This window comes from Butyricicoccus sp. (assembly GCF_977037065.1).
The window spans coordinates 20,658-40,621 of record NZ_CDRQNY010000017.1; the positions used below are offsets into that span (position 1 = coordinate 20,658).

18 protein-coding genes are annotated in these 19,964 nt (G+C 58.2%); 17 read left to right on the forward strand and 1 reads right to left on the reverse strand.

Annotated features, from left to right (window positions below; translation table 11 throughout):
- Positions 1 to 31 precede the first annotated feature (31 nt).
- The 17 genes from fliB to tsaD all read left to right on the forward strand — a co-directional run bounded on the left by fliB (position 32) and on the right by tsaD (position 17,831).
- A complete protein-coding gene (fliB, locus tag ACWVX6_RS07230) occupies positions 32 to 1,129 on the forward strand; it encodes a flagellin lysine-N-methylase (RefSeq protein ID WP_455152772.1) in 1,098 nt (365 codons plus the stop codon).
- 196 nt (positions 1,130 to 1,325) lie between these two features.
- Positions 1,326 to 1,547 (forward strand): S-layer homology domain-containing protein, encoded by a 222-nt coding sequence (locus tag ACWVX6_RS07235; protein WP_455152773.1) that lies wholly within the window; start codon positions 1,326 to 1,328, stop codon positions 1,545 to 1,547.
- Positions 1,548 to 1,964: 417 nt separating this feature from the next.
- Positions 1,965 to 2,690: a sigma factor gene (locus tag ACWVX6_RS07240; protein WP_455152774.1), complete on the forward strand. Its 726-nt coding sequence runs from the start codon at positions 1,965 to 1,967 to the stop codon at positions 2,688 to 2,690.
- Positions 2,678 to 3,265, forward strand: a complete 588-nt coding sequence (locus ACWVX6_RS07245) for a hypothetical protein (RefSeq protein WP_455152775.1) — start codon at positions 2,678 to 2,680, stop codon at positions 3,263 to 3,265. The genes ACWVX6_RS07240 and ACWVX6_RS07245 overlap by 13 nt, the downstream gene beginning before the upstream one ends.
- A gap of 450 nt (positions 3,266 to 3,715) precedes the next feature.
- On the forward strand, positions 3,716 to 4,966 hold the full coding sequence (locus tag ACWVX6_RS07250; RefSeq protein WP_118478484.1) for a DUF4317 domain-containing protein: 1,251 nt from the start codon (positions 3,716 to 3,718) through the stop codon (positions 4,964 to 4,966).
- Between the two features lie 1,488 nt (positions 4,967 to 6,454).
- Positions 6,455 to 7,015 carry a DUF3793 family protein gene (locus ACWVX6_RS07255; protein ID WP_455152776.1) on the forward strand — a complete coding sequence of 187 codons (561 nt, stop codon included), beginning with the start codon at positions 6,455 to 6,457 and terminating at the stop codon, positions 7,013 to 7,015.
- 56 nt (positions 7,016 to 7,071) lie between these two features.
- Positions 7,072 to 7,503, forward strand: a complete 432-nt coding sequence (locus tag ACWVX6_RS07260; RefSeq protein WP_227109984.1) for a flavodoxin — start codon at positions 7,072 to 7,074, stop codon at positions 7,501 to 7,503.
- 417 nt (positions 7,504 to 7,920) lie between these two features.
- Positions 7,921 to 8,130 (forward strand): FeoA family protein, encoded by a 210-nt coding sequence (locus ACWVX6_RS07265; protein WP_188885631.1) that lies wholly within the window; start codon positions 7,921 to 7,923, stop codon positions 8,128 to 8,130.
- Between the two features lie 21 nt (positions 8,131 to 8,151).
- Positions 8,152 to 8,373 (forward strand): FeoA family protein, encoded by a 222-nt coding sequence (locus tag ACWVX6_RS07270; RefSeq protein WP_186968835.1) that lies wholly within the window; start codon positions 8,152 to 8,154, stop codon positions 8,371 to 8,373.
- A gap of 178 nt (positions 8,374 to 8,551) precedes the next feature.
- Positions 8,552 to 11,065, forward strand: a complete 2,514-nt coding sequence (gene feoB / locus ACWVX6_RS07275) for a ferrous iron transporter B (protein ID WP_455152777.1) — start codon at positions 8,552 to 8,554, stop codon at positions 11,063 to 11,065.
- 30 nt (positions 11,066 to 11,095) lie between these two features.
- On the forward strand, positions 11,096 to 11,254 hold the full coding sequence (locus ACWVX6_RS07280) for a FeoB-associated Cys-rich membrane protein (RefSeq protein WP_243022106.1): 159 nt from the start codon (positions 11,096 to 11,098) through the stop codon (positions 11,252 to 11,254).
- A 791-nt stretch (positions 11,255 to 12,045) separates the two neighbouring features.
- Entirely contained in the window at positions 12,046 to 12,744 is a 699-nt protein-coding gene (locus ACWVX6_RS07285; RefSeq protein WP_455152778.1) for a TraX family protein, read from the forward strand.
- Between the two features lie 52 nt (positions 12,745 to 12,796).
- Positions 12,797 to 15,430 carry a DNA polymerase I gene (gene polA, locus ACWVX6_RS07290; protein ID WP_455152779.1) on the forward strand — a complete coding sequence of 878 codons (2,634 nt, stop codon included), beginning with the start codon at positions 12,797 to 12,799 and terminating at the stop codon, positions 15,428 to 15,430.
- Between the two features lie 49 nt (positions 15,431 to 15,479).
- Complete coding sequence (locus ACWVX6_RS07295; RefSeq protein ID WP_455152780.1) at positions 15,480 to 15,911, forward strand: low molecular weight protein arginine phosphatase; 432 nt, start codon at positions 15,480 to 15,482, stop codon at positions 15,909 to 15,911.
- Entirely contained in the window at positions 15,908 to 16,339 is a 432-nt protein-coding gene (gene rimI, locus ACWVX6_RS07300) for a ribosomal protein S18-alanine N-acetyltransferase (RefSeq protein ID WP_455152781.1), read from the forward strand. Before ACWVX6_RS07295 ends, rimI begins: the two co-directional genes overlap by 4 nt.
- A gap of 14 nt (positions 16,340 to 16,353) precedes the next feature.
- A complete protein-coding gene (locus ACWVX6_RS07305) occupies positions 16,354 to 16,809 on the forward strand; it encodes a GNAT family N-acetyltransferase (RefSeq protein ID WP_455152782.1) in 456 nt (151 codons plus the stop codon).
- Positions 16,810 to 16,811: 2 nt separating this feature from the next.
- Entirely contained in the window at positions 16,812 to 17,831 is a 1,020-nt protein-coding gene (tsaD, locus tag ACWVX6_RS07310; protein WP_455152783.1) for a tRNA (adenosine(37)-N6)-threonylcarbamoyltransferase complex transferase subunit TsaD, read from the forward strand.
- Between the two features lie 900 nt (positions 17,832 to 18,731).
- Here tsaD and ACWVX6_RS07315 read toward each other — a convergent pair.
- Positions 18,732 to 19,895, reverse strand: a complete 1,164-nt coding sequence (locus tag ACWVX6_RS07315; protein ID WP_455152784.1) for a glycoside hydrolase family 3 protein — start codon at positions 19,893 to 19,895, stop codon at positions 18,732 to 18,734.
- Positions 19,896 to 19,964: the final 69 nt, after the last annotated feature.

Here is a 19,964-nt window from a genome sequence, read left to right on the forward strand (position 1 = left end):
TATAATGAGACAGACAAGAGAGGTGATTAGGATGGGCTACATTCGCCGTCCTGCGTATTACAAGGCATTCCGGTGCATCGGCTCGGACTGCACGGAAAACTGCTGTATCGGCTGGGAGATTGACGTAGACGAGGATTCCCTTGCGTACTACGAGACCGTTCCCGGCGATTTTGGCGAGCGTTTGCGCGCGAGCATTGCGCCTGCGGACGCGCAGACCGGGGAGCCGGCGCATTTTCGTCTGGACGCCGAGGAGCGGTGTCCGCTGCTGAACGACTGCAACCTGTGCGAAGTGCTGCTTCACTTAGGCGAGGACAAAATGGCGCAGATCTGCACCGACCACCCGCGGTATTACGAGTGGTTTTCGGATGGCCGCGAGGACGGTCTCGGCTTGTGCTGTGAGGCTGCCGCCGAATTGATACTCGCGCAGACCGGCGCACCGGCGTTTGACGTGACCGAGGCGGACGGCGTATCCGAAACCGGCACGGAGGCCGAAACCGAACTCGAGAACGTGCTGTTTTCCATGCGCGATGCGCTGTTCCGGCTGGCGTGCGAGGACGCGCCGTTCGATGACAAGGCCGACAGGCTCTACCGCACGGCAAAGGCGCAGCAGGAGCAGTACGACGACCTGCTGTTCCCGTTCCCCGAGGGGGAGGACGAGGATGCAGACGAGACGGACGAGGACACGGTTTCGTGGTCGCAGGCGTTCTGGCGGGAGAGCACGCTTACGAGCCTGCTCGAGCTGCTGCTCGGCTTTGAGATCAACAAGGACGACTGGCGCACGCTGCTGACCGGCGCAAAGGCGCGTCTGCCGGAGATTATCGCACGCAGAGAGGCGTTTTGGCAGGCGTATCAGGGCAAACGCCAGGAATACGATAACCTGCTGACGTACTTCCTGTACCGACACTTTATGAAGGCGCTCGGGGACGACGCCGTGCAGGACAAGGTGCAGCTGGCGCTCGTGAGCACGGCGGTCATTCAGCTGCTCGATGTGTACGAGTGGCTCACCAAGGGCGAGGTCACGCACTGGGCGCAGATCTGCATCTGCAAGGCGTACTCGCGCGAGATTGAGTATAACGAGGACAATACCGAGCAGCTTGCCGCGTTTTCCGTCCTTGACGAAATGGAATAAAACAGAACACCGCGGACTGGGGGGTCTGCGGTGTTTTTGTTTTTGCGGCGCTGAACCACAGCGGGGGAGTGCGGCACTTGCCACGGGGATGACGCCGTACCCACGGCAGTGGGCAAAAAGGAAGGGACACCTGCGGTTTCCCTTCCTCTTTGGACTCCTACCTTTCCCTAATATCACCCGTGAGCAGCTTGCCGCCATGCTGTACCGCTATGCCGGTGAGCCGGACGGCGCGGCGGACCTGTCTGCCTACACGGACGCAGGCTCGGTTTCCACGTATGCGGAAAAGGCGGTGCAGTGGTGCGTCAAGAACGGTATTCTGACCGGTAAAACGTCCTCGACACTCGCTCCCAAGGCTACGGCAACCCGCGCGGAGTGCGCGGAGTGCGCGGCAATGCTGCAGCGGTTCGCTGCACTCTGACTGTCGCGAAACTACAGTTTCGCCGACAAGTAGGAACGGACCGTGGGCCGTTCCAAAGTCGTCCGAAAGTTCCGCCCGTTGGTTGAAACTTTCTCCCTCCGGAAGTATAAAAATTTGCGCTATCCTTGCGCGGTTTCTTGACCGCGCTGCGCTGATACATGCTCCCCGTTTTTATGGATTGCAATGCAATCCTATTGAATGCGCGCTAACGCGCGAAGAGAACGAGAAAGCAACAGCCTGAACGAATGAAAGAGCACCGCAGTTTGCATTCTGCGGTGCTGTTTTTGTCCTTCAAAACATACGGAAGTCTACGCAGAACGGTAACAGTCGGTACACCGTTTCAACACACAGCAAATATAGTATAAGACTATACCACATAGCGGTATAGTCTCATATCAAAGGAAGGGAGGCGGCGGCATGCAGACGAGCATACAGGCAGTCCGCGCACGGACGGACGAGCCGTTTTTGGAGCGGTTCATTGAGGCACACGAGGCATTTGTTCTCCGGTGCGCGAGCAGGCATGCAGGCTTTGCGGTCACGCGAAGCGACGATGAATACTCGGTCGCGCTGCTGGCCTTCTACGAAGCCATCAAGGGCTACGACCCGGCAAGCGGGCCGTTCGGCGCGTATGCGTCGCTTGTGATTGGCAGACGCCTTGCCGACCATTACCGCAGTCAGCACCGGTTTGACGCGGAAACGCCGCTTGCCCCGCAGACGTTCGACGGCACGGTGGACTGCGAGAGCGCGGACGCCGCCATGCAGCAGGCGGTCGCGGAGCAGATGAGCGAAGCAAAGCCGGTCAGCGCACAGGACGAAATCGAGGCGGCAAACACGGTGTTTGAGAAGTATGGGTTCGCGTTTTATGATTTAGCGGCAAGCTCGCCCAAGTCGGACAAGACGCGCCGCAGCTGTGCCGTGGCGGTCGGCACGCTGCTGCATTCGCCGGTGCTGTTCGCGTCCATGCAGAGCGCGCACAGCCTGCCGATCAAGGCACTGGCGCAGCAGTGCGGCGTGTCCGCGCGGACGCTCACCCGTCACCGGGATTACATTGTAGCGGCGGCGCTGCTCATCGACGGCGATTACCCCATCCTCTGCACCTATCTGCAGACCATGCGCAAGGAGGCAGAGCAATGCGTGCGATAATTACGGATATTCGAGCGGGAAAGGCCGCCGCACTCGCGGAGGACGGCACGGTTCACCTTGTAGACGCGAAGAACAGAGCAGTCGGACAGGAGATTCGGATTCCGGCGAAGCACCGCAGACATTGGAAAAAGCCGCTGACCTGGGCGGCGTGTGTGGCTGTCCTGTGCGGCATGGCGACCACCGGCGTGTACGCCGCGTATGAGCCGTATGCCAGCGTCAGCGTCGTGGGCGGCACGGACAGCGTGGAGTACACGGTAAACCGGTTCGATCAGGTGCTCGGCACCCGCGTTTCCGGCAAGGAGCAGCCGCCGGACGGCAAAATTCCGCGGTTTGCACACATTGATAAGGCGGTGGAGCATACCGTCCGGCAGGAAGCAAAGGAAGGCGAGCGCGTCAGCATCACCGTGACCTCGCGCAGCAGCGGCCACGCCGAACGGCTCCGTGAGCATATTGACGATCGGTTTCGGCAGTCCGGCGATAAGAGAAACCCGCCTGAGGTGAGGGTGCAGCCGCCGCAGGACGCAGGGAACGCTCCGGGAGAGAGCCGGCAGAGTGAAAGCGCAGAGCAGGTATAAAAATGCTCCCGCGCTTGACTTTGCGCGGGAGTGTGGTATAATTTTATTAAAGGGAAACGCTGTGTACAGCGGTCAGACCTTACAACAAATCAAGGTTTTTTGGACGATGACCGTTTGGAGGCTACCCAAGCGGTCATCGCGCATTTATAAGGAACATGTACAGTACAATGACCGCACAGATAAAAAGCTCAAAGGCTTTCTTCCTCATGCGCAGCACCTTCTTCCGCCTACAGACCGTAGGGAAGAAGAAGATCTGACCGCCTGCAGTGATTGCTCACTGCGTGTGCAACAGCGTTTCCGTAAACTAAGTATATCACACAGGCGCAAAACCTGTCAATTTGCGGCTGACCTTACCCGGTCGGCCGCTTTTTGTGTGAAAATGCTTGCCTTTTGCATGGAAAATGCCGTATACTTGTATATACCGAATCCACACGCTAAGGAGCGAAACCTATGAATATCACCAAGGGCGATGTGCAGGAGCTGCGCCGCCGTTTGAAAAAGACCGAATGCACGTTCGGGCGTCTGTGCGGCTGCTACGTCAACAGCGGCAAGCAGATCGTGACAAAGTTCACCGAGCAGTTTTCCGAACTGGAAGAGGATGAATACTACAAGTACCTCGAGATCGCCAAAAAGACGTTCAGCGGCACGCTCGGCGCAAACCTGCTGGAACTGGAGTTTGACCGCAGCGACAGCGGCATCGAGCACCAGAAATACCTGCTGACGCTCAAGGACAGCAAGCTGGCGAACGAGGAGCTGCTTGACCGCCTGTACGAGCAGGTGATCGAGGAGTACAGCTACCCGGGCAACTACCTGATCGTGGTTTACCACGATGTGTACGACGTGCCGAGCAAGGCCACCTCGGGCGAGGACCAGGACGAGTCCACCGAGCTGTATGCGTACTGCGTGTGCGCGGTCTGCCCGGTCGAGCTGGCGAAGCCTGCGCTCGGCTATAAGGAGGACGAAAACCGCATCGGTGCGCGGGAGCGCGACTGGGTTGTCGGTCTGCCCGACCTCGGCTTTGTGTACCCGGCGTTTGCAAACCGCGGCAGCGATGTCAACGCCGTGATGTACTACGTCAAGACCGGCCGTCCCTCTCATCCGGAGTTCATCGAGAACGTGCTCGGCTGTGTCGCGCAGCGCACGGCTGCCGAGGACAAGCTGGCGTTCAAGAACGTGGTGCACGACGCCTTCGGTGAGGATGAGGAGCAGGCGGACGCGGCGTTCTTCCAGATGCAGAAGACCATCAGCGCGATGGTGGCCGAGCGGGAGGAGGACGAGAGTCTGCCGCCGGTCGAGCTGACCGCCGAGGCGGTTTCCGGTCTGGCGACCGAGGCCGAGGTGCCGGACGAGGTGCGCGCACAGATCGAGAAGTCGTATGAGCAGGTGTTCGGTGACCAGCCGCCGCAGGCGCATAACGTGCTGGACAGCCGTCTGGTCGAGGAGGGCACGGTCAAGGCGCATACCGCCGCCCTGGAGCAGAAGGTGGCAGTGCTGCAGCAGGAGCTGGCGCATCAGGCGGCAAACGCCGCCGACACGGACGAGGACGATGTTCCGTGGGAGACCGGCACGGTCATCGACGTGCGCATGCCGCAGGAGAGAGCCGTAAACGTCCATACCGAGGTCGTGGAAGGGCAGAAGTGCCTTGTCATTCCGCTTGCCGGGGATGAATCCGCGCGGATCAACGGCGTGGAAGTGGAGTAATTTATACATAGGGTGTACCGAAAGGTATGCCCTTTTCCTTTTACAGCACCGGCTGAGCGGGGGACGCGAACTGCGCAAGCGTGTTCGCCCTATCCGGGGCGGCTCCTTTTTAGCACAGACTGAGCGGGGTACTCGAACTGCGTTAGCGTGTTCGCCCCTGACGGGCGGGGAGTTTTTCGCTTGAAATCAAGCGAGGAGTTGCGCTCTGCGGAGCGCGGGGATTCGCCGCGCCCCGCGGCGGGGCAAGAGGGTAGACACCTACGGTTTCTACCCTCTTAACTCCCGTTTCCCTTTATTTCTTAGTCTGGCGCAGATTGCCGACATGTGACCGCTTCGAAATAGGGGAACGGCAGTCGGGTTACCACAGCATGTCTTTCTTCGCCTTTTCGCAGTTCACAGACAGTGTACTGCTACACAGACGGTTTCATCTGCGCAAGCGCGGCATGACAGTGCCGCGCAACTCTTTAACGTGTTATACCGCACGGCATCTACGGATTAGGCGTTTGATACTATTTATCCTCGCAGGTGCTGTCTATAATAACGCGCTAAAGGATCGCGCGGCACTGCTATGCCGCGCCTGCTGGAAGTAGCCGACCTGTGTAGCAGAACACTATCTGACCCTGCGAACAGGTTGCGAAAAACACGGAAGAAAAAATCCTCTGCCGTACTCCTTTTCGAAGCGGTCACATGTCGGCAATCTGCGCCAGACTATCCAAGGGAAAGGGGTGATTCACAAGAGGGTGGAAACCGTAGGTGTCTACCCTCTTGTGCCCCCGCCGGGTAGGCGCACTCCCCGCTGAGGTTCAGCGAAAAACTCCCCGCCCGGAAAGGGCGAACACGCTAACGCAGTTCGCGCACCCCGGCTTTCCGGTGCAGAAAAGGAGCCGCCCCGTCAGGGCGAACACGCTAACGCAGTTCGCGTGCCCCGGTCAGCCGATGCAGAAAAGGAGCCGCCCGTTAGGGGCGAACACGCTGACGCAGTTCGCGCACCCCGCTTAGCCGGTGCAGAAAAAGAGCCGCCCCGTCAGGGCGAACACGCTAACGCAGTTCGTGCACCCCGGTCAGTCGGTGCAGAAAATCCGGGAAATCCCGAAAAAATTTTCCCGCCCGAAAAGGCGGCAAAACGCCCATTCTCACGCTGAGAAAACGTCTATCCGAACGGTATAGTTAGCAAAACCTAACTGCCCGGGATTCAGCCGAAAATTTCTCTCGAAAAAGTGCTTGACATATTGGTTAGGATATGCTAACTTATATACATGGTTAGCCGAGGCTTACTGATACGCCCCGTTGACCGGCACGCTTCCTCACGGAACGGGAACGTGCTGAATAGTTATAAAAGAAACAGCTTCCTCTGTATTTTGCGCATCATTCCGAACAAAACCGTTAAGGTATTGCGCGGCTGAATGGCTAACCGCAGCCGCGCTGTTCGGGAAAAACGCATACCAAATGTACAGACCGGAAATACTGTAAACGGGAGGTGCATCAGCAATGCAAAATGGCTTGGATCGACTTTTAGCGACCTACTGCTCGCCCACGCTGGCGGGCATCAAACCGGCAAGTCTGGTGTCGTGCGACCGGAATTTATATCCCGATCTGCCGCAGCGATTAAAGGAATACCGCGATGCGTTCTCAGCGCGAGAAATTCACTTCGAGATCGTCTGCGCCTGCAGCGCACGCTTCCTCTTACTGGTATACAGCAAGCCGCAGCTTGAACGCCGCATGGCGGACCCGCAGGTGCAGCATGTGCTACGGCACTTTGCGTACCCGGTCGGTCAGCCGCTCGACGTACTGCTGCGCAATCTCAAGCGCCGCATCGCCATGTCCAAGGACTTTCCGCACGAGATCGGACTGTTCCTCGGATACCCGATTGAGGACGTTGTGGGCTTTATTCGATACGCCGGAAAGGGCTGCAAATTAAGCGGTCTCTGGAAGGTGTACGGCGATGCCGAAGCGGCATCCCGGCTGTTTGACCGCCTATCGCGGGTATGCCACGCCGTGACCAGACGCGTTGACAAGGGCGAAACCCTTTTCGAAGTGTTTGCAGCATAGCATAACTCGATAGAACTACAAATATAGAACAATACATGCGAAGGAGCAAAATCATCATGAGCAAAGCAGCAGTTATTTTCTGGAGCCAGACCGGCAACACCGAGCAGATGGCAAACGCGATTGCAGACGGCATCCGCGAGGGCGGCATGGAGGTTGACGTACTGAACGTTGCGGACACCACCCCGGCTGACGCTGTTAAGTACGCAAAGATCGCGCTCGGCTGCCCGGCTATGGGTGCCGAGGTTCTCGAGGAGACCGAGTTCGACCCGTTCTTCACCGAGCTGGAGAGCAAGATTTCCGGCCTGAAGGTTGCGCTGTTCGGCTCCTACGGCTGGGGCGACGGCCAGTGGATGCGTGACTGGGTACAGCGTACCAACGACGCAAACGCTGTCATCTACACCGATGAGGGCCTCATCATCAACGAAACCCCGGACGACGACGGCATCGCAAAGTGCAAGGAGTTCGGCAAGGGCTTCGCAGCATTCTAAATTAGATTTTCTCTTGCGGCGTGTGCATACCTGCGCGCAGCGCCGAAACAATTTCTTATGGTCGTAACCGATACGACGGTACCGGTTATGATACAAATATCCTTTCTTGTCCCGGGGGAAACCCCATGGCATACTGCCCGGTATGTCAAAACATAACATGAGCCCGCGGTCATCCGGAACAATGGCCGCGGGCTTCCTCCTATCTGCAGGATGCCCACAGTTAGCGACAGCATACTGCACAATTAGACACGGCAAACTCTGTGCAGATTAGTTAGCTTTGACAAACTTGCTTTTTCCGTATTGACACAAAAGGTTAGCTGGTGTAAACTTCAAATGATAAATAGGTTAGAGCGGTCTAACCTGATACAAAACACTTTTTTTCGCGCAGAGATTACAGAAAAGGAGAGGATTACCATTATGCCGCTTACGTTAATGGATGTTGGTGTAGAGACCACCGTAAAGACCATTCGAGGAAAAGACCAGACGAGAAAGTTCCTGCAGAATCTCGGCTTTGTCGAGGGCGCAAAGGTCACTGTTGTGTCTTCTCTGGCAGGCAACGTGATCGTAAACGTGAAGGATGCGCGCGTCGCAATCTCCGAGCAGATGGCTTCGCGCATTATGGTTTAATTGCAAAGGGGGCAAACGCAAATGAGCAATCTGAGAAACACGCCGGTCGGCTCCACCGTAACCGTCCGCAAGATTGAGGGCGAGGGTGCGACCCGCCGCCGCATCATGGATATGGGTATCACCCGCGGTGCGGAGATCTACGTCCGCAAGGTAGCGCCGCTGGGCGATCCGGTCGAGATTACCGTGCGCGGCTACGAGCTGTCGCTTCGCAAGGCAGACGCCGAGATGATTCTTGTAGACTAAAGCTGCTCATTTGCACCTTCCCTTGAGGAGAAAAACGGTGCGCCGGTGCTTGTCATAAGCGTCGGCGTACCGATATCCCCTGCAAAAAGGTGCAGAGCAAAAGCAAGTCACATAAACGCGTTAAAAATTTTTTTTACATAGGAGTTAGCGTTTGCTACTTCAAGAAAGGGGAAAAAACATGTCAATTCGTTTGGCACTTGCCGGCAACCCGAACTGCGGCAAGACCACGATGTTTAACGATCTGACCGGTGCGACCCAGTATGTCGGCAACTGGCCGGGTGTTACCGTGGAAAAGAAGGAAGGCAAGTTCAAGGGCGACAAGGAAGTCCTGATCACCGACCTGCCGGGTATCTACTCCCTCTCTCCGTACACGCTGGAGGAGGTCGTTGCGCGTGATTACCTCGTAAACGAGAAGCCGCAGGCCATCATGAACCTGGTGGACGCTTCCAACATCGAGCGCAACCTGTACCTGACCACCCAGCTGCTCGAGATGGGCATTCCGGTCGTTATCGCGCTGAACATGATGGATATCGTCAAGAAGCGCGGTGACGTGATCGACGTAAAGAAGCTGTCGCAGGAGCTCGGCGTGCCGGTCGTTGAGACCGCAGCCATCAAGGGCGAGGGCACCAAGGAGCTGGTCGAGGCTGCCAAGAAGGCGGCAAAGGCAGGCAATGCACCCGCAAAGCGTGCGTTCGAGGGTACCATCGAGAACGCTGTCACCGAGATCGAGAAGCTGATCGCGGATGTTACCGAGCCGGCGCAGCGCCGCTGGTTCGCTGTCAAGCTGTTCGAGCGCGACAGCAAGGTGCAGGCGCGCTTCACCCTCGGCAAGGACGTGCAGGACAAGATCGAGAAGCTCATCACCGCTGTTGAGGAGGAGCTTGACGATGACGCGGAGTCCATCATCACCGATGAACGCTATCAGTACATTGGCAAGCTGGTCAAGGACTGCGTAAAGAAGAAAAAGACCGGCCTGTCTACCTCGGATAAGATCGACCACATTGTTACCAACCGAATCCTCGCTCTGCCGATCTTCGCGCTGGTCATGTGGCTGGTCTACTACGTTTCCGTAACCACCGCGGGCGGCATCTTCACCGACTGGGCGAACGACGGTGTGTTCGGTGAGGGCTGGCATCTGTTCACCATCGGCGCTGCCGACTATGAGGAAGCAACCGCTGAGTACGACGACCAGATCACCCGCCGCGATGCATGGCTCGAGGCTGCTGACGAGGCCGGCATCGACACCGCTGCTCTGACCGAGGCGCTCGAGGCCGAGGAGGCTGACGAGACCGCCATCGCTGACGCAGCTGCTGCCATCGAGGCAGACCCGGCTGCTGCATCGGTTGTCGGCACTGCCGAGTTCGAGGACGAGGACTCCGGTGAGGTTACCACCGAGGACGTTACTCTTGCAACTTTCGAGGAGACCATGACCGCTGAGGAGCCGGACCCGGCTGATTTCGGTGTATGGGTGCCGGGTATTCCGGTGCTGCTGGAGAAGCTGTTCGCTTCCATGGGCGTTAACGAGGATGGCTGGGTTTACAGCCTGGTAATGGACGGTATCGTTGCCGGTGTCGGCGCGGTGCTGGGCTTCGTTCCGCAGATGCTCATCCTGTTCTTCTTCCTCGCTATCCTCGAGGACTGCGGTTACATGGCGCGTGTTGCATTCATCATGGACCGTATCTTCCGCAAGTTCGGTCTTTCGGGCAAGTCCTTCATCCCGATGCTGATCGGCTCCGGCTGCGGCGTACCGGCTGTCATGGCTTCCCGTACCATTGAGCAGGAGCGCGACCGCCGTATGACCATCATGACCACCTGCTTCGTACCGTGCGGCGCTAAGCTGCCGATCATCGCAATGTTCGCAGGTGCGTTCTTTGGCGGCTCCGGCACCATCGCATTCTCCGCTTACGTTCTGGGCGTGCTGTCCATCATCATCTCGGGCATCATGCTCAAGAAGTTCAAGATCTTCACCGGCGACCCGGCTCCGTTCGTCATGGAGCTGCCGAGCTACCACGTTCCGACCGCAGGCAACGTGTTCCGCTCCATGTGGGAGCGCGGCTCCTCCTTCATTAAGAAGGCAGGCACCGTTATCCTGCTGTCCACCATCTTTATGTGGTTCACCCTCGGCTACGGCTGGGAAGGCGGCGCGTTCTGCGCGGTATCCGATATCGACAACTCCATCATGGCGCGCATCGGCTCTGTAATCGCTCCGATCTTTACGCTGCCGGGCTTCGGTACCTGGAAATCCACCGTTGCCGCCATCTCCGGTCTGGTCGCAAAGGAGAATGTTGTCGCTACCTTCGGTCAGCTGTATCACTTCGTCGGCGAGGTTGCCGAGGACGGCTCCGAAATCTGGGGCGAGCTGGCTGCTGACTTCACGCAGGTCGGCGCGTATGCCTTCATGGCGTTCAACCTGCTGTGCGCACCGTGCTTCGCTGCAATGGGCGCCATCAAGCGTGAGATGAACAACGGCAAGTGGACCGCACTTGCAATCGGCTACATGTGTGCTTACGCTTACGTTGTATCCACCATCATTTATCAGATCGGCGGTCTGATCACCGGCGAGCTGACCTTCGGTGTCGGTACGGTCGTTGCCATCGCGTTCATCGCGCTGATCATCTTCCTGCTGTTCCGCAAGCCGGCCAAGGCTGACTCCACCGAGGGTCTGCGCCGCATGAGCGTGGACGCCAACTGATCCTTCCGTATTTGAAAGGAGGCTTTTACCATGAGTATTGGTGATGTAATTCTGGCTTTGATCGTAGTGGCTGTCGTGTTCTTTGCGGTTCGTTCGGTCTTCGTCAAGAAGTCCGGCGGCTGCGGCGGCGATTGCGCACATTGCGGCGGCAGCTGTCATCACACAGCGCCTCCGGACAAGAAAAAGTAAACACCTCTCTAAAACCGTCCCGCTTTGCGGGGCGGTTTTTTGCGTTAAGATCGTACGCTCGGACAGGGATTCGCAGGCAGAGCTTTTGCGGTGTGCCCGAACCGCGCAGGCGGTTCGCCGATTCTGGGCAAGGATTCCGCCGCTGCGGCGGCGGGAGCGTTTGCCGTACCCACGGCAGAGGGCAAAAAGGGTAGACACCTACGGTTTCTACCCTCTTTGAACACCCGTTTCCCTTGTAATCATAGCTTGGGTGCAGATGGTAGACTGCGTAAGCAGGAAAAGGGGAACGACAGAGGATTTTTACTACCGCGTGGTATAACACCTTTCCGCATTTCGGCTGCCGTACTGCTACATCCAATTTGGGTCTGCGCAGGCGCGGCATATCCGTGCCGCGCAACTCGTAAGTCTGGAGTTTGCGGACAGCACCTACGGATTAGGCGTTCGGTGCAATTTATCCTCGCAGGTCCTGTCCATCATAACGCGCTAACGAATTGCGCGGCACGGATATGCCGCGCCTGCGTGGAGTAAACCGCCTGTGTAGCAGTAACATAGCCGAAATGCAAATATGCGGATACCACGCGGAAGAAAAAATCCTCTGCCGTACTCCTTTTCCTGCTTACGAAGTCTACTATCTGCACCCAAGGTAGGCTTCCAAGGGAAACGGGTGTTCAAAGAGGGTAGAAACCGTAGGTGTCTACCCTTTTTGCCCACCGCCGTGGGTACGGCGCAAAACGCCCTTTGCCTTTCCCACTCGGCGTGCTATAATTGATACATAAAGGTGGCGAATGCGCGTGAAACAGCTGACCAAGAACCAACTGAAGATTCTCGCCATGGTGTGCATGACGCTCGATCATATCGGCGCGGCATTTTTTCCGCAGGCGGTGTGGCTGCGCGTAATCGGACGGCTGGCGTTTCCACTGTTCTCCTACTGCATTGCAGAGGGCTGCCGCTATACGCGGAACAAAGCCCGATACTTCGGCAGCGTGTTCGCGTGCGGCGCAGTGTGCGTTATCGCGTTCCTGTCGTTCGGCAGCTTCTACGGCAACGCGCTTATCACGCTGAGCCTGTCCATTCTGCTGCTGTACGGTATGGAGGCGTGGAAAAGCAGCGGAAAACTGCGCTTTCTGGCATTGACAGCCGCGCTTGCCGCCGTATTTTACCTGCTGTGCCGGACGGTCTACATCGACTACGGCTTCGCTGGCGTGCTGCTGCCGCTGTACGCGGAAATCGGGCGGCTATTCTGGGAGCGCGTGTTCGCCGGCATTCCGCCGGTCATCGGCGAGCGGCTCGGTTTTGCGATCGGTCTGCTGGCGCTTGCCGGTGTGATGGGCGGCTTGCAGCGCTTCTGCGTGCTGGCGATCTTCCCGATTTTGCTGCTCGGCAATGAGCGCGGTAAATGGAAAATGAAGCACTTTTTCTATATTTACTATCCCGCCCATCTGGCGCTCATCGGCGCGATGCGGATGGCGCTTGAAGCAGTGGCAGGATAAACGAAAATGTGGTATACTATATATAATGTATCAATGAGCGAGGAAAATACACATGAAAATCATGGTGATAGACGGCAACAGCATATTGAACCGCGCGTTCTACGGCATCCGGCAGCTGACCAACCACGAGGGACTGCCCACCAACGCGGTTTACGGCTTTCTGGCTACGCTGTTCAAACTGCAGGACGAGGAGCAGCCCGACCGCACCATCGTCTGCTTTGACGTGAAGGAGAAAACCTTCCGCCACCTCAAATTCGACACCTACAAGGCCACCCGCAAGGGCATGCCGGATGAACTGGCGGCGCAGCTGCCGATTACAAAGCAGGTGCTCGATGCCCTCGGTGTAACGCGCTGCGAAAAGGCGGGCTACGAGGCGGATGACCTGCTCGGCACGATCAGCCGCCGTGCGGACGAGCACGGCGACACCTGCGTGGTCGTAACCGGTGACCGAGACAGCCTGCAGCTGGTCGGCGGCGGCACGACCGTTATGCTGGTCTCCACCCGCATGGGGCAGACCACCTATCAGACCTACGACACCGCCGCTTTCCGCGAGAAATACGGCTTCGACCCGATTCGCCTGATTGATCTCAAGGCGCTCATGGGCGATTCGTCGGACAATATTCCGGGCGTGCCCGGTATCGGTGAAAAGACCGCCATGCAGCTGCTGCACGACTTCGGCACGCTCGAGGGCGTGTACGCGAATATCGACGACGAGCGCATCAAAAAGGGTGCGCGCACCAAGCTGCAGAACGGCGAGCAGTCCGCGAAGGACAGCTACTGGCTTGCCACCATCGACCGCAGCGTGCCGCTCGACCTCGATGTGGAGCACCTGCCCGCGCAGGACATCGACGAGACCGCGCTCTACGACCTGCTGACCCGGCTGGAGTTCAAGAACTTCATCAAGCGTTTTGACCTTTCGGGGGAGAGCGTGTCCGCACCGCGTCTGCCGGAGCTGAAAACAGAACGAGCCCAGAATGTGCTCGAAGCGTTCAACTTAATGGATTCGCTGACCGACTGCGACCGCGTGTACGCCATCGTGCCGGAAACCTTAGGTGCAGTTTGCCTGCTGGACGGCGACACGGCGCACATCCTGTTCGCGGAGGCGTTCGGTGACGCGTGGAACGACATTCTGTGCCGCCTGTTCGACGGCACGCTGTCCCTCGTGCTGCACGATGCGAAGGCCACCGTGCGGGCACTGCTGCAGCGCGGTATGGACCCGAAGGGCATCGTGTTTGACACCGCCATCGCAGCGTATCTGCTCGACCCGACCCAGTCCGGCTACGACCTGCCGCGCCTTGCGCTCGCGTACTGCAATGCCGAGCTGCCGGAGCTGGATCTGGACGATCCGGCGGCGGTTTCACTCCTCGGCGGTCAGGAGGACACCGAGAAGGCCGTGGCGCAGCATGTCGGTGCGCTGCGCGCCATTTACGCCGAGGCGGCTGACCGGATCGAGCAGTGCGGCATGAGAAAGCTGTACTATGAAATCGAGCTGCCGCTTCTGCGCGTGCTGGCTGAGATGGAAGCGGCGGGCTGTGCAGTTGAGCCGGACGAGCTGCGTGCCTTCGGTGACAAGCTGGACGTGCGTATCCGCGACCTGACCGAGCAGATTTATCATGACGCGGACGGCGAGTTCAACATCAACAGTCCCAAGCAGTTGGGTGAGGTGCTGTTCGAGAAACTCGGCCTGCACGCCCCGAAAAAGACAAAAACAGGCTATTCCACCAACGTTGAGGTGCTTGAGCGTATCGCGGAGGACCACCCGATCGTGCCGCGCATCCTTGAGTACCGCAAGCTGACCAAGCTGAAAAGCACCTACGTTGAGGGACTTCTCAAGGTCATCAGCCCGGTGGACGGACGCATTCACACGCATTTTCAGCAGACCGTGACCGCCACCGGACGTCTGTCCTCGACCGACCCGAACCTGCAGAATATTCCGGTCCGCACCGAGCTTGGCCGCGAACTGCGCCGCATGTTTGTCGCACCGGACGAAAATCACGTCCTGATCGACGCGGATTATTCGCAGATTGAGCTGCGCGTGCTCGCGCATATCTCGCAGGACGAGCACATGATCGAAGCCTTCAAGCACGGGCAGGATATTCACGCCGCGACGGCTGCCAAGGTCTACCATGTGCCGCTTGAGGAGGTCACGCCGCAGATGCGCTCCTCGTGCAAGGCGGTCAACTTCGGCATCGTGTACGGCATCTCGGATTTCTCGCTCGCGCAGGACATCGGCGTGACGCGCAAAGAGGCGGGCGAGTTTATCAAGACCTACCTTGACACCTATCCGGGCGTTAAAAAATATATGGAGGACATCAAGCAGACCGGCAGGGAGCAGGGCTACGTTACGACCCTGTTCGGCCGCCGCCGCGCGCTGCCCGAACTGAAGAGCAAGAACTTCAATATGCGCTCGTTCGGTGAGCGTGTTGCGATGAATACCCCGATTCAGGGCACCGCCGCGGATATCATCAAAATCGCCATGGTACGCGTCCGCGATCGCCTGCTGAGAGACGGTCTGCAGAGCCGATTGATTCTCCAGGTGCATGACGAACTCATCCTCGAGGCACCAAAGGACGAGCAGGAAACCGCTATGCACCTGCTCACCGAGGAGATGGAGAACGCATTCCGGATGGATGCTCCGCTCGTGGCAGAGGCCAAGGCGGGGCACAGCTGGTACGATGCGAAATAATTTGCTGCCCCGCCCTACGAAACAGATTCCGAATTAGAGAAGGGATAAAATGGACACCATAATTTTTCTTTGCACCGGCAACACCTGCCGTTCCCCGATGGCGGAAGGCTTATTCCGCGCACATAACGGCGAGGAAAAGACCGGTTTAACGGCGGCTTCTGCCGGATTATACACCGAAAACGGCCTTCCGGCTTCCGCGAACGCGGTTGCCGCAGCCGGAGAACGCGGCGCGGATATTTCGGCGCACCGTTCGCAGCAGCTGACCGCCGAGATGGCGCGCGGCGCGAAGTATCTGGTCTGCATGACCGGCTCGCACTACGACCGCCTGTGCGAACTGTTCCCGGACTGCGCGGACAAGATTTTCACACTGCTGCCCGAGGACATTTCCGACCCGTTCGGCGGCGATCTCGCCACCTACCGCCGGTCTGCCGCCGAGATCGACAAGGGCGTGCAGGCGGTCATCGAGAGCCTGAGCCGATGAACATTGTCGTGATGCAGGAGCGCCATCTCGCGGCGCTGGCGGAGATCGAGCGCGCGTGCTTTCACGCGCCGTGGAGCGAGAACATGCTGCGCGAGGAGCTGGGCAAGGGCATCTTTCTCGTAGCGGAGCAGGACGGCAGAACGGCGGGTTACGTCGGCTGCCAGACTGTGCTCGATGAGGGGTATATTACCAATGTTGCCGTGTCGCCCGACTTCCGGCGGCAGGGCATCGCGCGGGCGCTGATTGCCGAGCTGACAGCGAAAGCCGGAGAAAACAAGCTGGCGTTTGTGACGCTCGAGGTGCGCGAGAGCAATGCACCGGCGATAGCGCTCTACACCGGAGCCGGATTTGCGCCGGTCGGAAAACGGAAGAATTTTTACAGCAATCCCACAGAAAATGCGGTTTTAATGACGATTTCACTGGTTTGAAGGAGGATTTTGCCATGCTGGAGCTTCGCTTTGTTGACGCGGAAAACAGGGATTTTCACGACCTGACCGCCAAGCTGGACGAGTATTATTTCATGCTCGTCGGTGAGGTGGAGAAGCGCTACGCCAAGTACAACCTGCCGCATCTGTTTGACTGCCGCATCGTCGCGTACGAGGACGGCAAGCCCGCAGGCTGCGGCGCGTGGAAGAAGGTCGACGAGGGGATATTCGAGGTCAAGCGCATTTACATCGCGCCGGAGTTCCGCCGAAAGGGCGTTGCGGGCGCGGTCATTGCGGCGCTCGAGCAGGACGCGGCAAAGCACGGCTTCACCAAGGCCATCCTCGAGACCGCCCGCACGACCGAGGATTCGGCGGCGCTGTACACCAAGCTCGGCTATCGCGTCATTCCGTACTACGGCAGTCCGGCGGGCGCGGAAAACTGCCTGTGCTTTGAGAAAAATTTAGGAGATTAACCATGAAAATACTTGCAATCGAGTCCTCGTGCGATGAAACGGCGGCAGCCGTCATCGAGGACGGACGAAAAATCCTGTCGAGCGTGGTGGACACGCAGATTGCCACGCACGCGCTGTACGGCGGCGTTGTTCCGGAAATCGCGTCTCGGCGGCACATGGAGGCGGTCGTGCGCGTGACCGAGCAGGCGCTCAAGGACGCGGAAATGGACAAGCACGACGTGGACGCGGTTGCCGCGACCTGCGCGCCCGGACTGATCGGTGCGCTGCTCGTCGGCGCGAACTTCGGCAAGTCGCTGGCGTTTGCGATGAACAAGCCGTTCATTCCGGTGCACCACATCCGAGGACACATTGCGGCTACTTATCTGGCGTATCCGGAGCTGAAACCGCCGTTTTTGACACTGATCGCGTCCGGCGGTCACAGCGAGATCGTGATGGTGAAAAGCTACACCGAGTTTGAAATCCTCGGCGGCACACGCGACGATGCAGCAGGCGAGGCGTTCGATAAAGTTGCCCGCGTGCTCGGTGTCGGCTATCCGGGCGGCCCGAAGATCGACAAGCTGGCGCAGGACGCCGACCCGAAAATGTACAAGCTGCCGGATTCGCACATCAAGGATGCGCCGCTGGATTTCTCCTTCTCGGGACTCAAAACGGCGGTCATCAATCTGGCGCACAACGCCGAGCAGAAGGGCGAAACCATCGACCGGAACGGTCTTGCGGCCTCGTTCTGCGCGGCTGTCGTACATACGCTCGTGCCGCGGCTCGAGATGGCCGTCAAGCAGACGCATGCGCGGCGCGTTGTGTGTGCGGGCGGCGTGGCAGCCAATTCCTTCCTGCGGGCGGCCCTGCAGGAGATGGCAAAGCGTGAGCACGTCCAGCTGTTTATGCCGCCGCTGCAGCTGTGCGGCGATAACGCCGCCATGATCGGCAGTCAGGCGTATTATGAGTATCAGGCGGGCACCCGCGGCAAAACCCTGCAGAATGCGTACGCCACCGCGGATATCGGAAAGAATATCTGCGATTGAGATGAATTGAGAATGCACTTCGTCTGCATAGCAAAACCCCGGCCTTGTCGCTTGACAAAGCCGGGGCTGCTCGGGTATAATATACCCAAGAGGACACTGTTCAGCAGTCAGACCCTCGCACCATAATTAGATTATGATGACCGTTCGGGGTTCAGACGAGCGGTCATCGCGCTTTTATACAGAAGATGTACAGCAGGATTACTGCACATACGAAAAGCTGAAATGCCTTATCTGTTAATAAGCCGCCTTTTGGGGCGGTTTTTTGCATTTTATGACAGAAAAAAGACGGATACATGCGTCCGTCTCTTGCAGCAAAAAATAAAAACCGTCTGAAAAGACGGTTGGAGGCTGTCGAAAAACTATCGTTTTTCGAGCAGCCTCTCGATCGAAACCACGCTTTCGATCGAATGCTGAAGAAAAACCGCGTCCTCCGGACACATTTTTTCTTCTCTTGTATAAAAACCGAGGTACACGCCCCCGGTTTTTATGAATTTGCTGCGCAAATTCTATTTTATGCGTGCTGTCGCACGAAGCACAAAATAGAAATCTGACTTTTTCGACAAGCTGAAACCGCCTGAAAAGACGGTTGATTGACACAATATGACACACATGCTATAATCAAAGTGCAAACGGTGAAAAAAGGTTGTTCCTCCCTCGATAAAAAGGGAGGTGATCTGGATGTCAATTTCCGAAACGCTGCTGTTGTTTCAGTTGATCACCACGATCGTCTTTGGTATCTTAGGATACATAAAGAAATAACCGCCCCGTAACCGGAGCGGCGTTTCCTCAAACACTTAACTATGGGGAACGACCGCCCGTTACCAGCAGGCCGCCGTTTGTACTTAAGATTATAGCGCAGAGTCCCGGCTTTGTCAAGCGACAAGGCCGGGACTCTGTTGTTTACGCGTCATAGGAAATCAGTCCAAGCTGCATTTTCCAGTCGATGACGCGCACGGCGGAAGCGTGAATCTGCGACTCGGGAATCGTGCCGTCCTGTACGGCAGCAAGCACGGCGTTATACTGGGTCACGAAATCCGACGAGGTGAGCATATCATTGCCCGCCTGTACGGCAAGCACCGCCGCGTTTTCGCCGCCGGTGTAATCGCGGATGGCGTCCATGATCAGGTCGTCTGTCAGGATTACGCCGTCAAAGCCGAGTTCCTCGCGGAGAATGCGGTGCACCTCGGCTGAGAGCGACGCCGGCCGGTCGGCGTCCATGCAGTTTACCACATTGTGGCTGACGAGAACCGACTGCGCCCCGCTCTCAATGCCCGCCTGAAACGGCAGGAAATCCGACTGCCGGAAGGTGTCCATCGGCCGCTCGTCAATGGCGATGCCGGTGTGCGTGTCCGCGTTATTGCCGTAGCCGGGGAAGTGCTTGAGCACCATGCCGGTCTTGTCGCTGACCATTTGCGTGACCACTGTGCGGACGTATGCGCCGGTCTGCTCGGCGTCTTTGCCGAAGCTGCGCGCGTAAATGAAATCGCTCGGGTCGGTCGAAACGTCGCACACGGGCGCAAAATTAACATTGATACCCAAATCGCGCAGCAGCGCGTCCTTCTCGGCGGTGTCGCTCGTGATGCGGTCAAAGCCGCCCTCGCGGTACAGCGCCTGCGGTGACTGGAATTTCGTGCCGCGCAGATTCGGGTTGGAGCTGACGCGCACGACCGTGCCGCCTTCCTCGTCCGCGCCGATGAGCATGGGCGTTTTTGCGGCATTCTGGTAGGCTGCGATGGTATTTGCGACGGATTCTTTGGTCTGGCCGTCAAAATCGCGCGCAAACAGCAGATAACCGCCGATGTCGTACTGCGCCGTCAGCGCCGCCGCATCGGTCTCCGGACAGCGCACAAAGAACATCTGCGCGACCTGCTCCTCGAGCGTCAAGCCGTCCGCATACTGCTCCGCCGCCGTCCGGCGGACCTCCTCCGGCGTGGGTTCCGGCTCGGGCTGCTCGACGGTCGGCGCGGACGGCGTTTCGTCCTTTGCGGCGGTGTCCGTGCTGCCGCAGGCCGTCAGTCCGGTGCAGAGCAGACCCAGCAGCAGCGCAAGCATTCGTTTTTTCATGTGTATCACCTCGTTTGCCTACATTATACAAGAGAGCAGGGGAGTTGTAAAGCATAGGGTGAATGTGGT